This is a genomic window from Calditerricola satsumensis, assembly GCF_014646935.1.
Classification (GTDB): Bacteria; Bacillota; Bacilli; order Calditerricolales; family Calditerricolaceae; genus Calditerricola; species Calditerricola satsumensis.
Genome location: NZ_BMOF01000057.1, coordinates 1 through 15,247, shown reverse-complemented (window position 1 = coordinate 15,247; position 15,247 = coordinate 1). Strand labels below are relative to the sequence as shown.

Below are 15,247 nucleotides of genomic sequence, written 5' to 3'. Positions count from 1 at the left end.
CCAATATTCAACTTATAATCAACAAATAGGAAATAATTCTGATTTCGCCGAGGGAGTAAACATGCGAATGGGTGAGCAAAACGAAGAAAATAGCTTATTGCTTGAGGGAGCTTGGCGAGAGCATCGTCCTTTGCGTCGCGGAGAAAAAGGTGGTGCAAAAGCTCCGCATCTACGGTAATCTGGTATTGAGCCCTTTCAATCCCCTCTCCCTTTTGGTGTTTTCTATGGTGGTTCAAGCTCCATTCTAACCGTGGGGGATTGGAAATGGCTCTCTGACTTTTTTCAGAGAGTCTTTTTACACAAGATTACGGACTCAACTACGCATACTAAGGGCGGAGGCGATGGAGATGGACGACAAGCGGAAACCGGATTTCCCACAGGCGTCTGATGTCGATCACGAGGGGCGCGACCGCTATTTTCTCGATGTTGACCGCATGCTCAACGAGGGGCTCGGAGGCGGGATGGTGTCGTCCCACGGCGGGCGCATTGAAGCGAGTCGGCCGCTGCAATGCGAGGCTCCGCCGACGGAATAGTACAAAAAAACGCGGGATTTCCCTTCCCCCTGCACGGTATGGGGTTTCCGCGAAGGGAAATCTCGCGTTTTCGTTTTCGCCATTTATTTTGATTCTTACTCAACGTTGGACGAAAGTGGAGAACAGCAGGTAAAGGTTTAAGCCTACGATGATGGCGGTCACCAGCCACGCCAATATTTTTAGCCACAACGGGTTTGCAAAGGATCCCATGATCTTTTTGTCGCTGGTAAACTTGACGAGCGGCACCACTGCAAATGGAAGTTGCAGGGAGAGGATCACTTGGCTCAACACCAGCAGCTCTGTGGTTCCCTTTTCGCCCGACACAGCCGTCACGATGATGGCGGGGACAACGGCGACCGCCCGCGTGATCAAGCGCCTGAGCCAGGGTTTCAACCGGATGTTGAGGAAGCCTTCCATGATGATCTGCCCGGAGAGGGTACCGGTGAGGGTAGAGTTCTGTCCCGAAGCCAGCAGGGCGACGCCAAAGAGGATGCTGGCGAGCGTTGTCCCCAACAGCGGCGTCAAGAGGTGATAGGCGTCGGCAAGGTCTGCAACGTCTGTATGGCCCGCCTGATGGAACGTCGAGGCAGCCAAAATCAGGATGGCGCCATTGATAAAGAAGGCGAACAGCAGGGCAATGGTGGAATCGAGTGTGGCAAACCGTATGGCTTCCCGCATGCCTTGCTTCGTCGGCTCAAAGTTTCGGGTTTGGACGATCGACGTATGCAAATACAGGTTGTGCGGCATGACCGTGGCGCCGAGAATCCCCATGGCAATATACAGCATCTCCGGGTTGGTCAGAAGCTCCGACGTCGGAAGAAATCCGCCCAGCACCTCGTTCATATCGGGTTTTGATAAAAACAGCTCAACGGCAAAACAGATGCCAATTACGGAAATCAAACCGATCACAATGGATTCGATCAGCCGAACACCTTTGTTTTGAAGAAGAAGAATCAGCAGAACGTCGAGGACCGTGATCAGGACGCCGACGAAGAGAGGAATTCCGAATAACAGGTTGAGCGCGATGGCGGCCCCGAGCACTTCCGCCAGGTCCGTTGCAACAATCATGAGTTCTGCGAGGATCCAAAGCCCGAACGCAACCGGCTTGCTGTACCGTTCTCGGCAGGCTTGTGCGAGATCTTGACCCGTAACAATCCCGAATTTTACGGCCAGTGCCTGCAGCAAAATGGCCATGAGGTTCGAGATGAAAATCACCGACAACAGCGTATACCCGAACATGGAACCGCCCGCAAGATCGGTGGCCCAGTTTCCAGGGTCCATATAGCCAACGGCCACCAAATATCCGGGGCCGAGAAAGGCGAGAACTTTTCGGAACCAAGACCCATTTTTGGGGATGTTCAACGAGCGGTATACTTCGGGAAGTGTAGGACGCGTAGCAGTGTTTTTCCATCCGTCATCCGCGTTTGTGGTTTGTTTGTTCACGCAATTTTCCCCCTTGTGTCGCGAATGGGATGAACCTACTGGATTCTTCTTTCTGTGCAAACGAAACCGATCACGAAGCAATTTATGGGCGACCGATTGAAATTGTGACAAGGAAAAAAGGTTGGTTTGAACCGCAAAAGTTTCCCTAGGGAAAAATTATAGCTCCGGGGAAAATCCGTGTCAAAGGAACCCCGCGGTTCTGCGTCCAATAACAAACCCACCGCTCACCCCGTTCAGGGAGCGGTGGGTGCGGTGGCCTGGATGGCGGAAAAGGGCTGGGTTTCGGAGGTGGCCGAACGCTCAGCGTAGCGGGCACGGGGCAGGGTGAACAGGGTGTACTGGTAGGGAACGGCGGTCTTTCTCAGCGCCCGCGGCGGCACCCAGTCGTAGGTTTCGCCGGTCGATTCGAAGCCGAGCGCCTCAACCATGCGAATGGCGCGTAAATTGGTAATAGCCGGTGCGGCCTGAAGCGCCGGGATGCGCAAGTGGACAAAGCAGTAGTGGACGAGCAAGGCCAGCGTTTCCCGTCCATAGCCTTTTCCCCAGTGGGCGGGGAGCAGCTTCACTTCCAGCGTGCTGATCCCTTCCCGGCTCAATTGGCCGATGCACGCTTCGCCGAGGAAGTGGCCGTCATAATCGGTTACGACCATCCGATACGGGTTGACGGACAAATCGCAATCGCGGTACAACCCGGAGAACCAGGCGGCCACCTTATCTTTGCTCAGTCGGATGCCTTTGGGGTACCCGACATGGCTCATGACGTGGCGGTTGGCCCATAAGCTGCGCAAGTGCGGCAGGTCCGACCCCTGCACCGGACGAAGCTGGATCCGCTGGCCGCGCAGAACGAGAGGATGCGGGACGATCATGGGTGGACTCCTTTCTCTCTCTCGGCTTGGGTTGTTGCGGGATTCACAACGTTTCCCAATGCCATTATACGGCGCATTGGGGCCTTTGCCTATGCCGAGTTGGCGGAACAACCGTGTGGAGGGAGCGACATGGACGCGCGTTACACGTTGGCGGACCTCGAGCGCGATTTGGCGCGGCTTCAGGCGCGTTACGCCGGCTTGATCGAACGTTGGGAATTCGGACGCTCGGTGGAGAACCGTCCCTTGCATGCGGTGCGGGTGGGGACGGGAACGCGCTGCGTGCTCCTCAACGCCAGCCACCACGCGCGCGAATGGGCGACCACCTGGCTCGCTGTGGCGCTTTTGTGGCGCTACGCGCACGCATACGCCACCGACGCACGATGGGACGGCGTTTCGGTGCGTGCGCTCTTGGATCGCGTGGCACTCGTCGTGGTGCCGGTGGTCAATCCCGACGGCGTGGAGCTGGCCACCCGCGGGCCGGCGGCCGTGGGCGTTCCGGAGGCGCAGCTGCGCGCGATGCTGTGCCGCAACGGATGGGTGCGGTTTGACTTGTGGAAGGCCAACGTGCGCGGCGTCGACCTCAACCGGCAGTACGACGCCGGCTGGAGCGGGCTGCGCCAGGTGGTGGACGGGCCGGCGGCCGCCTTCTATCCCGGCACGCGCCCGGCCACGGAGCCGGAGGTGCAGGCGATGATCGCGCTGACCCAGACGCTGCGCCCGTGCGCCACGCTGGCCTACCACACCGCCGGCGAGGAGATTTATTGGTATTTTGGGCAAACCGGCGAGCGGCTGCGCCGCGACCGGGCGCTGGCGGAAGGGCTGGCCCGCCTGACCGGTTACCGCCTCATCCCGGAAGACGACCGCTCGGCCTACGGCGGCGGCTACACCGACTGGGTGATCGCCACCTTCGGCGTACCGGCCTTTACCCTGGAAGTGGGCCGCGAGCCGCACCCGGTGGACCGCCGCCAGTTTGCGCGCATCTGGCGGCAGAACAAGGAGGTGCCGTTTTATTTGTTGAGGGAGGTGGTGCGGTTGGGAATGGGAGAGAGTTGAGACAGGTGGATTCTGTTATTCGTTTTAGTTATGAAAACCGCAACTTTTTTGTCGAAAAAGGAAGAAGGAAAAAGGAAAGACATGTCGAAAGAAGGTAACAAGGGTATTGTTTTGGATGCATTGATATGCTGAACGGTTTTTTCTGAAATGGGGGGCCCTTTCAGCGTAATGGTATCCGAATGCCGATCGTTGTGGGATGATTTGCGAATCCTCGACCTCGAAATTCGCTTGGTGGCCGAAGAGGACATCCGGCTGCCTTTTTTTCGGGAAAATGCTCTGCGAGCAGCTTTGGGAACGTCGTTTCGTACCACTGTTTGTATCTATTCGAAACACTACCCGTGTCAGGAATGCCACTTGCAACAGATTTGCGCGTATTTCCAGCTATTTTCCGCATCACGCGGAAATATGCCGGCCGGGAATTCTTCACCTCCTTATCTCAGCTTTTTCGCACCTTCCACTCCAACGCATGTAAAAGCGGGAACATCTGTTACCGTATATCTTCGTTTAATGGGTACAGCCGTTTCCTATTATCCTTACTTTTATTTCTGTTTGGAAAATATGAGTAGAACAGGAATTGGATTGCGCAATGAAAATGGGAAAAGAGGACGTTTCGTAGTGGACCGCATTTATTCCCTTTCTCCCGGAGGGCAGAAAAACGTCATTTTTTCGCGGAACGCTTCCATTCGATTGGAAAACGTCCATCCGCTACCTTTGGGTGACTACATCGACTTCCTGGAAGTGCAAACCTTAACCGTTCGGACCTTGAGTCCGTTGCGCATAAAACATCTGAATCGGCTTACCGACGATTTGGAATTTCATGTGCTGTTCCGGTCTGTCTTGCGGAGGATGACGAGCCTTTATTATTGGACCACTGGTCGATATCCGGTTCTCGATGCAGCCCGCTTGCTAGAAAAGGCAGCAACGATTAGGAGGGTCTGCAGTTCCCTTCGATGGTTTGACTACCGTCGCTATTCCACTACACAGCAGATGGACATGAAATTGGGAGGGGTTGTGGGCAAAGTCAGGTATCAAGGAGATCTTACTGACCTGTATCCGTACATCAAAGCTGGAGAGGTGTTAGGAGTAGGGAAGAGCCTTTCATTTGGATTCGGTCGGTATGAGGTGAGCATTGAGGAGGAGGGGCAATCGGATTGAAGCGTGAACGTATTGTGTTGGCCGCTCTGTTGCACGACATCGGAGAGGTCATCTTCCGTGCTCTTTCACCGGATCAACGGGACGGTCGGAGTCCCCGAGAATTGGGGTATCAATGGGCCAAGGAGATGGAATTGCCTCATGAAGTACAGGAAGTCATTCGGTTGCAACCTGGAGGCTTGATGGATTCGGGTTTGCCTGCTGATGCGTATCAGATCCCGCGGGAGATCCAAAACCTTGTTTACCTGGTGGCGGAGGCCGATTCCATTGCCTCCGGCATGGAACAGGAAAGGAACATTGCTGACGGGAATCATGGTGAAGATGGTTTAGACGTGATCTTTGACCGGGTAACGTTGGATGAAGAACGATCGGAAAATAGGCAGCGCCATCTATGGCAGCCGGGGCTCCTGGAAGATACCCCGTACCCGGTTCTGGCGGAACAAATTTCTCGGGAGGCGTTCAATTCCGTTTACCGTAAAGTGTGGGAAGGTCTACGGGAAGGTTTGCAGCGAAGGGAGAATTGGCAAGAGGACAGGTTACTATTGCTTCTGGAAAAATACGTAAGCCTGGTACCTAAGCAGACTCACGGATCGGAACAGGCCCGTTCCGTCACATCGCTTTACCAGCACCTCAAAACCACGGCAGCTCTTAGTTGGTGCAATTATTGCTACCTTCGTGACCAGGGGTACGACTGGCAGCGCGACGATCTTCGGGACGTCATCCGGCATCGGCACGAATCCCGTTATCTGTTGGTGGGAGCCGACCTGTCTGGGATTCAGAATTTCATCTATACGATTGGCTCAAAGGCGGCTCTTAAAACGCTGCGGGCCCGCTCGTTCTATTTGGATCTTCTCATTGAAAGTGCTGCCAGCCAGCTGTGTCGAACCTTGTCTTTCGGACGTTCCCACTTGATTTATGCTTCCGGTGGCGGTTTCTATCTGCTTGCTCCCAATACGTCCGCATGCTTGGAGCAAATCCGATCTTTCCAGCAGCGGTTCAATGCTTGGCTTTATAAACGATATGGAACGCTTCTCTATCTCTGTGTTGCGGCGATACCGCTAAGCGGTGCCGACTTAAGAGGTGACACTGACGGCCTATCTGCGGCCTGGGGAGAGTTGCACCGCGAATTGCACATGCAGAAAAACGGCAAATGGGAAGAATTCTTGACGCAGGACCCGAAGTTTTTGGGGCCCCGTCCTGTCGAAACCGAATGCGAGGTTTGCCATCAGTCCGATGACATCAAGCCTGTCGAACTTGACGGCGACGTATATGAGCTTTGCGGTTTCTGCCGCTTAATGATAGATTTGGGAAGAACACTGGCCACAATCGAGAGGTTTTATGAGATCAAGAAATCGAACCAAGGTGTTCTTACCGTTCCTGTTTACGAAGCCACGTATGCATTTGGCACCGTCAGGGAGGACGATATCCTCACGGAATACCGGGTCGTGACCCCCTGGGATTTGCCCGATGGGACTTGGCCGGTTCGCGCCTTTCCGCTTGGATCGTACTTTAGCCAGAGCGAATTTCGTGAACTGGCGGGACAAGCAGTAGGAGACAAGCGCATCGGCGTATTGCGCATGGATGTGGATCGCCTCGGCCAGATCTTTGCCCGGGGACTTGACCGGTTGACGTTTGCCCGAATGAGTGAGTTGTCCGCACGTCTTAACCTTTACTTTAAGTACTATCTTCCCCAGCTCTTAAAAAAAGAGGAGGGGGGGTTTCTCCCACTTCCTCCACGAAAATTTGTGGTCAATGTGGTGTACGCCGGAGGAGACGACCTTTTCTTGGTAGGAGCTTGGGATTCCGTGCTTGAGGCCGCCCGCGCCATTTATCACGATTTTCGGAAGTACACCGGGGATAACCCGGATATCACCCTTTCCGGAGGGCTGGTTGTTTCCGATGAAAAAGTAGCGTTGTACAAACTGGCTGATCTGGCGGGGGCAGCCGAAGCCGGGGCTAAAGATGGCGGGCGTGATCGTTTTGCCTTGTTTGGTGCGGTATTAACCTGGCAGGAACTTGAGAGGTTACGCGAATACTTTCGCATTTTTGGCGACGTCCTCACGCTGGAACAGCTCACCGTCAAAGCGGCGTTTTCACGAAATTTCCTTAACCGATTTGCTGCCTTGATCGAAGCCTACAACACCACGGAACCCGGAATGAGCGGAAACAGAGCATGGATATTGCCGCAACTGTACTATCTGTTTTCCCGCGTCATCAGCGGTGAAAAAAAAGGACGTAACGAGAAAGTTGAAAGATTCTACCGATCGCTGTTGGCGATGAGTTTGAGTGATGAAGCGCTAAAAACGTATCTTCCTCCCATGTTGAAAATTTTAAAGCATATGTTGAGGGGGACAAAGGAAAATGATGAATAGGCCGACTGATTTGGCCCTACAGGAGGTTCAGCAGCTTTTGGATAACAAACCTCCGGTTGAGCGAGCTGTATGGTATCACATTCTCTCTTCGGAAAAATGGAAGAAAGAGTTTACGAAAAATGTTAAAAGGAAATGCCGGGACTACCTCCTTAATGATGACCAAGAAATGGTTAGCGTTATCGATCTTCTTCATCAAAAATATGTAGAAGCAAACAATCCGGTAAAAAAACAAATAGATAATCGCTTGGATTCAATTCTCGGTGATACGAAGGAATCGATTATACAAAATGACATCGTCCGTAAAGTTTGTGAGGTAGAACGTCTTTCGGCAATACCGGAAGAGAAGCTGGTTACATGGGCCAATGTGTTGGGTGCGCTTCTGGCTCATGACCTCAAGATGGCCCAAATCCGCCGCTTCATGGGAGCCGTCTTGAAAGTGGAAGTCGACGTTCGGTTGGAGGGTCCAGAAGGATTTTGTAAGGATCAAGTGGTATACCTCAAAGTTCTTCTGGCGTATGCTGCGGGGCGCAACAAGGCGGTCCGGCCACTATTAGCGGTGATTGACCCCATGATTGATCGCATAGAGGGATGGAAAGATTTTCAACAGCTTGTGCGCTTCGTTCGTGCCGTGGTGGCGTACCACAAATTTTATGGCGGTAACGAGTAGGAAGGGAAGGGGATGACCGGAATGAAAGGGAACAGCTTCGCAGGCAAGCTATTGATTGAGGGCGAGATTGAATGTCTCACCGGCCTCCATATCGGAAGCAGCCGTGAGACGAGTGACATCGGGGGAGTTGACTTGTTGGTTATTCGCGATCCGGTCACGCGTGAACCCTATATCCCCGGTAGCTCGTTGAAAGGAAAACTGCGCAGTCTATTGGAACGCTATCGTCATGCGCTGGAACCGGAAAAATACAGGTTTATCCGCAAGATGAAAGTCGGCGATGTGGAAGTTCATCTTCACGAATGCGGAGAAAAAACGTGTGTTATCTGTAGGCTATTTGGCGTGAGCCGTACAAAAGGCATTGTGGAAACCAATTTGCCGGCTGCGCTCTATGTGCGGGACGCGCGCTTAACAAATGCGAGCAAACAAAAGCTATCGGAGATGGAAAGCGGCTATTACTTGACCGAAGTGAAGTTTGAAAATGCCCTGGACCGAATTACCTGTGCCGCCAATCCGCGGCAGATTGAGCGAGTTCCACGGGGGGCGCAGTTTCACTTTCAAATGGTGTATAACGTCTGGGAAAAAACAGCGTCTGCAAACATGGAAGAAGATGTGAACGAAATTTTTACTGGTCTGCAGCTGTTGGAAGACGACTATCTCGGCGGGCACGGCTCACGCGGTTACGGGCAGGTTCGATTTGTGAATCTCCACGTGTATTGGCGCAGCCTGGAATATTACCAGGGCAAGGAAGAGGAACAGGCTTGGCGTGCGGAGCCCGAGCAACCTCTTAAGGACGTGGCATGCGCGGTAACGAGTTGGCTGACTTCGCTTCAGCGACCGGAGGAAAGAGCATGATGCAGCTGGTGAAACTGCGCTTCAAGGCTCCGGTGCATATCGGTGAAGCCGGATTAGGCCTGGAGGAAAGCGCCCGCATTGTCCATTCCGATACCCTGTACAGCGCCGTTTTCCAGACTTGGCTACGCGTCTTTGGGGAGGCGCCGCCGGAATTCCGTCTTTCCTCGGCCTTTCCCTTTGCGGGGGAGCGGTACTATTTTCCGCGCCCCTTGCTGCCGGCCCCGGGCTATACGAATGAGCTAGCGTTGAAATACGGAAAGCAACTGAAACGCGCGCGATTTATCGAGCGAAAGCATTTTGTGCGATGGATCAAGGGTGAACCGCTGGATTATGAAACGTTGATAGAAGAAACGCAGGATCTGGAATCGGTGATGGAAACCCGGGTGCGACCGCATGTGACCTTGGATCGCCGAAGGGCGGCTTCGGTTCTGTATTTCGTTGGTGAGACGGTTTTTGATGACCGTCGCGATGCCGGCCTGTTCTTTCTGGTTGATGTTCAACCGGAAGACTGGCCTCGTTTTCAGACGGTCCTCACGGTATTGGGAGAGGAAGGAATTGGTGGTCGGCGGAGCCAAGGATATGGGGTTTTTGAACCGGAATTTTCCGGTGCATTTGCCATCGAGCAGGTTTCGGATCCCAATGCCTATTTGACGCTTTCTCTCGTGTATCCGGAGAACTCGGAAGAGGTGCGCGACAACCTGGTGGCCTATCATTTGGTGCAACGTACCGGCTGGTTGGAGAGCATGGAGGGAAATCTCGGCCGGCGTCATCAGCGGGTCCTCATGTTTGGGGAAGGGAGCCTATTCAGGAGGCCGGTCCGCGGAAAATTGGTGAATGTGGCTCCCCCAGGCTTTGCTGCCCATCCGGTGGTTTATCGGAATGGCCGGGCGTTTATCGTCGGCGTAAGACGGGAGGAAGGAAACCCGTGATCTACGAGCTGACGATTGAGGTGTTGACCCCCGTACATATTGGGGATGCGAAGGGCAGGATGACTTCCCTTGAATTTTTCCAGGACGACCACGCGGTGTACATGGTTAATGAGGCAGCCTGGGCAGAAATCTTGGCCACACAAGGCGATATCGATGACTTTGTCCGGTATGTGGAACAGGAAACCCGACCGTCGCTTGATCGGTTTCTGGATCGGTTGCCGGTGGATCGGGCGAACCGTTTACGGCAAGAGACGGTATTGCGTCGGATTCCCAAGGGCGAACGCATGTGGGTGAGCCACCTTCTCCCCTTTGTGACTGATCCGTTATCGGGTACCCCCTACCTCCCGGGGTCCAGTCTCAAGGGAGCCATTCGCGTCGCGTTGCTCAACCAACTGGCCGACACACCGGCGCGTGCGAAGCAGATTGTTGGTGAGGGCAGACGTGTTCAGGATGGACGGAAAACGGATCGACCGGGAGAACGGCTTGATAACTTATTGCGAGCGTCGTTGCGGGGCCATCGTCGCACTCCGCAAACCGATTGGTTACGGGGGCTGCACGTGAGCGACGCGTATCCCGAACAAACCGCGTGTACAGAAGTACGGGAGGTAAGGATTATCAGCCTCAATGAGGGAGAAGGGTACCATTATGGAGCGAATGGTGCCCGTGTGTTTGTGGAAGTCGTTCGACCGGGCACCACGTTTAAAGGAAGATTGAAATGTGATCGGGAGCTCTGGGAGCTCCTTTCCAAAACAACGGGCCAGCGCGCCCCGTTTCGTCTAGAGGCCTGGATGGACGCCTGTCAAACCATGTACAGCCGCTCCCTTGAAGAGGATAAGCGCTTTTTTGAGGATGCGGGCTTGCCGAACATGGTCGGCGTGTTGGATGTGCTCACTCGGAAAAGCCCGAATCTGCGGGTGGGGTGGGGAAGCGGCTTGCTGTCCGCGTCTGTAGTGATGCATCTTTCGAATGCGGAACGCCAGACGCTACGCCAGCTGTATTTCCCCCGTCGTAAGCATCCGCAGTTTCCGCAGTCGCGAAAGGTGGTCATGGCCAAGGGGGTGCCGACTTTTCCCCTTGGATGGCTTCGCCTTTCGGTTTGCGAAGCAAGGGGTACGTAAGGCGGATGCATCATGTTTCCCGCGCGCAAATCCAAATAAGGAGGTAAAGAAGACGGATGAACATCTTGCTGTCGTTTGTCGGGAAACAGGACCCCATTTCCGAAAAGACGAATAAAGAGGGTGCGGTGCTCACACTGTGCAAGCATTTACAACCGGACCTTGTTTACCTTTTCCCTACTGCTGAAGGGCCTGGTGTTCGTGATGCCACGGAATCGAATGCTTACGCCACCAAGGAATTGCTGCCGGAAGTCTCGCCTCGCAGCACGTGTTACGTTCGATCGCTTTACCTTAAAGACCCAACTGATTTCTCCGAGTTGATGCCAAGTGTGAAAGAAGAGGTGAGGAAAATTCTAGCGGGGTTAGAGGAAGAGAAGAAGAACGGTCAAGACGTTCAGATCCATCTTAACTGTTCTTCTGGGACACCCCAAATGCAAACGTGCTGGTACGTCTTGGCCAATAGCGGGTATATACCCGGAGTGCGGCTGTGGCAAGTAAAGAATCCTGATCTTTCGTCTCCGGAAGAGCGCATTCGGGAAATCCAGCTAAATTTCCTCGAGGAAGAAAACAGTCTCAGCCGTATTCGCCGCTGTTTGCCGGAGTTTTTGTTTGGCGTCATGGTGAACGAATGCCGGCGACTGCAGGAAATTAGCGTGTTTAGTTCGCGTCGGCTTGCGGCGGAACTTGTGGCGGACATTTTCGAGGCGTATCGCAAATGGGACTTGCTGAAATACCGGGAGGCATATGAAAAACTGGCCTCCATTGAACGGCGGTGGCGGGCGACCAGAGACGCCGGTACCATCGCTGAGAGCTTGCGAAAACAGGTCGATTACCTCAAACGCCTTGAACCCGAAAAGGATAAGGAAACACCCCACAACCTGGTGGACATTTATTTCAACGCCCAGCGCTGTTTTGCCCGTCGGGCGTATGCCGACGTGCTGGCCCGATTCTGGCGGATCTTTGAAGGAGTGGTTTACTATCGCCTCCGCGAAAAATGGGGGATTGAACCTCGGAATTTGAGCGAAAGTTCAAGTGCCCAAAACCGCGAAGCCGTTGCGACCTTGAACAAGACCTTGAACAAGTCTCGGGATATGCTAGATCGGGCCACCGGGATTAAAGCTCTTAAGGAGGTCTTGAAAGATAAAGAATTTATTCAGATACTTGAGCTGGAGGTCAATGCGCAGAGAAGCAATTCGGTGCAAAAAATGAAACTGGCAAAGCTTCTCGACGAATTGACGGAAAAACGGCATGCTTCCGTGGTGGCACACGGCATGAAACCGGTGTCGGAAGAAGACGCTGTAAACGGCTTGGCCGCCGCCAAAACGCTGTTGTCCAACCTGTTGCCGGATGGAGATGCGCTGCTTGCCTCTTATCCCTTGCAGCGTGCCCAGATTGAGCAGCTGATCGACTACTTGGCCAAGAGTTGACTGCAAGGTTTCGTCGACCTCCCGGCTTTTTTGCACGATTGGAGGTTGACGACATATTCAATGTGATTGAGCAAACGAAAAGCTTGATGTAGCAAGGTTTTTGAATGGGGGTTTTGACCTGAGTTATAAGGGACGGAAACGTGGTCCACTCTTCCACCATCACCCCCGTTCGCCCAGCGTTTTGACCTGAGTTATAAGGGACGGAAACATATCTTCTACAACAGCTGCACGAGTTAAAAGAATATGTTTTGACCTGAGTTATAAGGGACGGAAACTTTTCCTGGAGGCCGTCTGGTATACTGGAAAGTGACGTTTTGACCTGAGTTATAAGGGGCGGAAAGCCAAACTACGGGGGTGCCCGTGACTATATCGATACCGAGTTTTGACCTGAGTTATAAGGGACGGAAACTTGGTACCGCCTGGGACTCAACAACCACGTTTGCCCGGTTTTGACCTGGGTTATAAGGGACGGAAACAGCGGGCCGGCCTTCGCAGGCGAATGCGGCATGTAGGCGTTTTGACCTGAGTTATAAGGGACGGAAACACAAATGAATCACCGATAAGATAACAAAGTCGTTTAAGCGGGTTGACCTGAGTTATAAGGGACGGAAATGTTGCTGCAATTGGCAAGACAAACCGCGCGTCTTCCGGTTTTGACCTGAGTTATAAGGGACGGAAACAGTGCGCCCATGATTTCGTCCTTTTCGTACTCCCGCGTTTTGACCTGAGTTATAAGGGACGGAAACTCACCGCCCCTCGCCGTGGTATAATGCTGGTAAGTCAATCCCGTTTTGACCTGAGTTATAAGGGACGGAAACAACGGTTGTGGACGCATTGCTACCAGCCAGCAGTTATGTTTTGACCTGAGTTGTAAGGGACGGAAACGGCTCTGGTTCCAATTCCAAAAACGCCAGCTGTTCGCCCAGTTTTGACCTGAGTTATAAGCGACGGAAACATGACCAGCTTGCCGCAAGTGGTCGCTGAGTTGCAGGCTTAAGGGAAGGAAACCCGTAGTCTAGCACGCGGAAGTCGGCACCGTCGGAAGTTTTGACCTGAGTTATAAGGGACGGAAACTTCTTTGTCATCCTTGCGTGAATAGCTTCCACCACGAGTTTTGACCTGAGTTATAAGGGACGGAAATTGTCTGCGCTCGTTTAGGCTCAGCCACCACGCCTCTTTCGTTTTGACCTGAGTTATAAGGGACGGAAATCTGTTTAGCCCTCCGCTCGCGCTCCTCGCGTTCGGCCTGGTTTTGACCTGAGTTATAAGGAACGGAAATAGCAGCAGGGCCCCACCGATCCCCTTAATGTCCCGTTGTTTTGACCTGAGTTATAAGGGACGGAAACACAGCCTGCGAGGTGACCGGTCGTGAACATGGCATTCGGTTTTGACCTGAGTTATAAGGGACGGAAACCGCTTCCCTTCAAACGCCTCTTGCGCCTTCACTTTGAGGGTTTTGACCTAGTTATAAGGGACGGAAACCCGGTTCGCGGCTCGTTAAACAAGGCGACGCCGCGCAGGTTTTGACCTGAGTTATAAGGGACGGAAACCGTGTACCCCCAATCAGCCATGGCCCTCTCCATGGCCGTTTTGACCTGAGTTATAAGGGACGGAAATAAGAGACGTGCAGCTTCCTCAGCGTACGGACGAACTGAGTTTTGACCTGAGTTATATAAGGGACGGAAACGCCGCCTTCATCACCAGCGTGCTGGTGACGTAGACGGGTTTTGACCTGTGTTATAAGGGACGGAAATGCGCGTCAAACGCTGCACGCTCGTCGGGGCTAAGCTGTTTTGACCTGAGTTATAAGGGACGGAAACCTCGGATTGTTTGGTTTTCTCAGCGCCACGGTGATCCGGTTTGACCTGAGTTATAAGGGACGCTGTTGGCCGGGAAATGCTGCACAGCGTCGCGTTTTGACATGAGTTATAAGGGACGGAAACCGAATAAGCGTATGGGCCAACGGTTCAAAACTGATCGTTTTGACCTGAGTTATAAGGGACGAAAACTTCTCGCGCACCGCGTAATAAACCACCTTCATGCTAGTTTTGACCTGAGTTATAAGGGATGGAAACAGCTACGGCTCGCTCATAGATGCCGGTACTCTCGCTTCGTTTTGACCTGATTTATAAGGGACGGAAACCGGCTACAACCAGGGGTCTTCAATCGTGTAGCAGATTGTTTTAACCTGAGTTATAAGGGACGGAAATCGGATCTGTTGGCCACCAATCTGGTACTTGCGGCCACGATTTTGACCTGAGTTATAAGGGACGGAAACTCGGTCACCACCGCTTGTTGTGCGTAAAGAGTTTGCGCGTTTTGACCTGAGTTATAAGGGACGGAAAGACGACGACGGGGATGACGGCGACGGCTGGTTTCGGTTGTTTTGACCTGATTTATAAGGGACGGAAACGAGCTTGCAACCACAAGCTCCTCGGGGTTTTGGAGGGGTTTTGACCTGAGTAATAAGGGACGGAAACCGCAAGTCGTTCTCCTCAGGTCGGCAACCCCAAATCCGTTTTGACCTGAGTTATAAGGGACGGAAACTCGAGATAGTTCAGGGTCTTGTTGTTTACAACATCAACAGTTTTGACCTGAGTTATAAGGGACGGAACAACTCGATGGGGTAAATGTACATGACCCCATCGCGCAGTTTTGACCTGAGCTATAAAGGGACGGAAATTCGTAGGGCAGCCCGAGCTGCACCAGCATCCCCGCCGTTTTGACTCGAGCGATAGGGGACGGAGACTTACCCACTCTAAGCTGCTAGCAAAAAATCCCCGGCTCTACGCTAAAAAGTGTGGATGCCAAGAAGGAAAAAGGCGGTCAGCGAGCCAA

11 protein-coding genes and 1 CRISPR repeat array are annotated in these 15,247 nt (G+C 53.2%); of the genes, 9 read left to right on the top strand and 2 right to left on the bottom strand.

Annotated elements, in window-relative coordinates:
• The first annotated feature begins 347 nt into the window (after positions 1-347).
• A complete protein-coding gene (locus IEX61_RS10785) occupies positions 348-533 on the top strand; it encodes a hypothetical protein (RefSeq protein ID WP_054672578.1) in 186 nt (61 codons plus the stop codon).
• Positions 534-632: 99 nt separating this feature from the next.
• Here the strand turns inward: IEX61_RS10785 and IEX61_RS10780 are convergent, their stop codons facing one another.
• Entirely contained in the window at positions 633-1,976 is a 1,344-nt protein-coding gene (locus IEX61_RS10780; RefSeq protein ID WP_054672577.1) for an Nramp family divalent metal transporter, read from the bottom strand.
• A gap of 233 nt (positions 1,977-2,209) precedes the next feature.
• On the bottom strand, positions 2,210-2,842 hold the full coding sequence (locus IEX61_RS10775) for a GNAT family N-acetyltransferase (RefSeq protein ID WP_054672575.1): 633 nt from the start codon (positions 2,840-2,842) through the stop codon (positions 2,210-2,212).
• Between the two features lie 129 nt (positions 2,843-2,971).
• On the opposite strand from IEX61_RS10775, the gene IEX61_RS10770 reads away from it, so the two are divergent.
• From IEX61_RS10770 to csm6, 8 genes are all read left to right on the top strand, one after another.
• Complete coding sequence (locus IEX61_RS10770; protein WP_188818026.1) at positions 2,972-3,895, top strand: M14 family zinc carboxypeptidase; 924 nt, start codon at positions 2,972-2,974, stop codon at positions 3,893-3,895.
• A 189-nt stretch (positions 3,896-4,084) separates the two neighbouring features.
• Positions 4,085-5,050 carry a CRISPR-associated endoribonuclease Cas6 gene (gene cas6 / locus IEX61_RS10765; RefSeq protein ID WP_188818024.1) on the top strand — a complete coding sequence of 322 codons (966 nt, stop codon included), beginning with the start codon at positions 4,085-4,087 and terminating at the stop codon, positions 5,048-5,050.
• The gene (gene cas10 / locus IEX61_RS10760) at positions 5,047-7,419 is read left to right on the top strand and encodes a type III-A CRISPR-associated protein Cas10/Csm1 (protein WP_188818022.1); all 2,373 of its coding nucleotides are present in this window, start codon (positions 5,047-5,049) and stop codon (positions 7,417-7,419) included. The genes cas6 and cas10 overlap by 4 nt, the downstream gene beginning before the upstream one ends.
• Positions 7,409-8,086 (top strand): type III-A CRISPR-associated protein Csm2, encoded by a 678-nt coding sequence (csm2, locus tag IEX61_RS10755; RefSeq protein ID WP_054669945.1) that lies wholly within the window; start codon positions 7,409-7,411, stop codon positions 8,084-8,086. The genes cas10 and csm2 overlap by 11 nt, the downstream gene beginning before the upstream one ends.
• Positions 8,087-8,098: 12 nt before the next feature.
• A complete protein-coding gene (gene csm3 / locus IEX61_RS10750) occupies positions 8,099-8,938 on the top strand; it encodes a type III-A CRISPR-associated RAMP protein Csm3 (RefSeq protein WP_083462878.1) in 840 nt (279 codons plus the stop codon).
• Positions 8,935-9,867, top strand: a complete 933-nt coding sequence (gene csm4 / locus IEX61_RS10745) for a type III-A CRISPR-associated RAMP protein Csm4 (protein ID WP_188818020.1) — start codon at positions 8,935-8,937, stop codon at positions 9,865-9,867. The genes csm3 and csm4 overlap by 4 nt, the downstream gene beginning before the upstream one ends.
• Positions 9,864-10,985, top strand: coding sequence for a type III-A CRISPR-associated RAMP protein Csm5 (gene csm5, locus IEX61_RS10740; RefSeq protein WP_054669954.1), 1,122 nt, complete (start codon positions 9,864-9,866; stop codon positions 10,983-10,985). The genes csm4 and csm5 overlap by 4 nt, the downstream gene beginning before the upstream one ends.
• Before the next feature lie 56 nt (positions 10,986-11,041).
• Positions 11,042-12,409 (top strand): type III-A CRISPR-associated CARF protein Csm6, encoded by a 1,368-nt coding sequence (gene csm6 / locus IEX61_RS10735; RefSeq protein WP_188818018.1) that lies wholly within the window; start codon positions 11,042-11,044, stop codon positions 12,407-12,409.
• Positions 12,410-12,519: 110 nt separating this feature from the next.
• Positions 12,520-13,364: direct repeats of the CRISPR family, unit length 30 nt; unit sequence GTTTTGACCTGAGTTATAAGGGACGGAAAC.
• Positions 13,365-15,247: the final 1,883 nt, after the last annotated feature.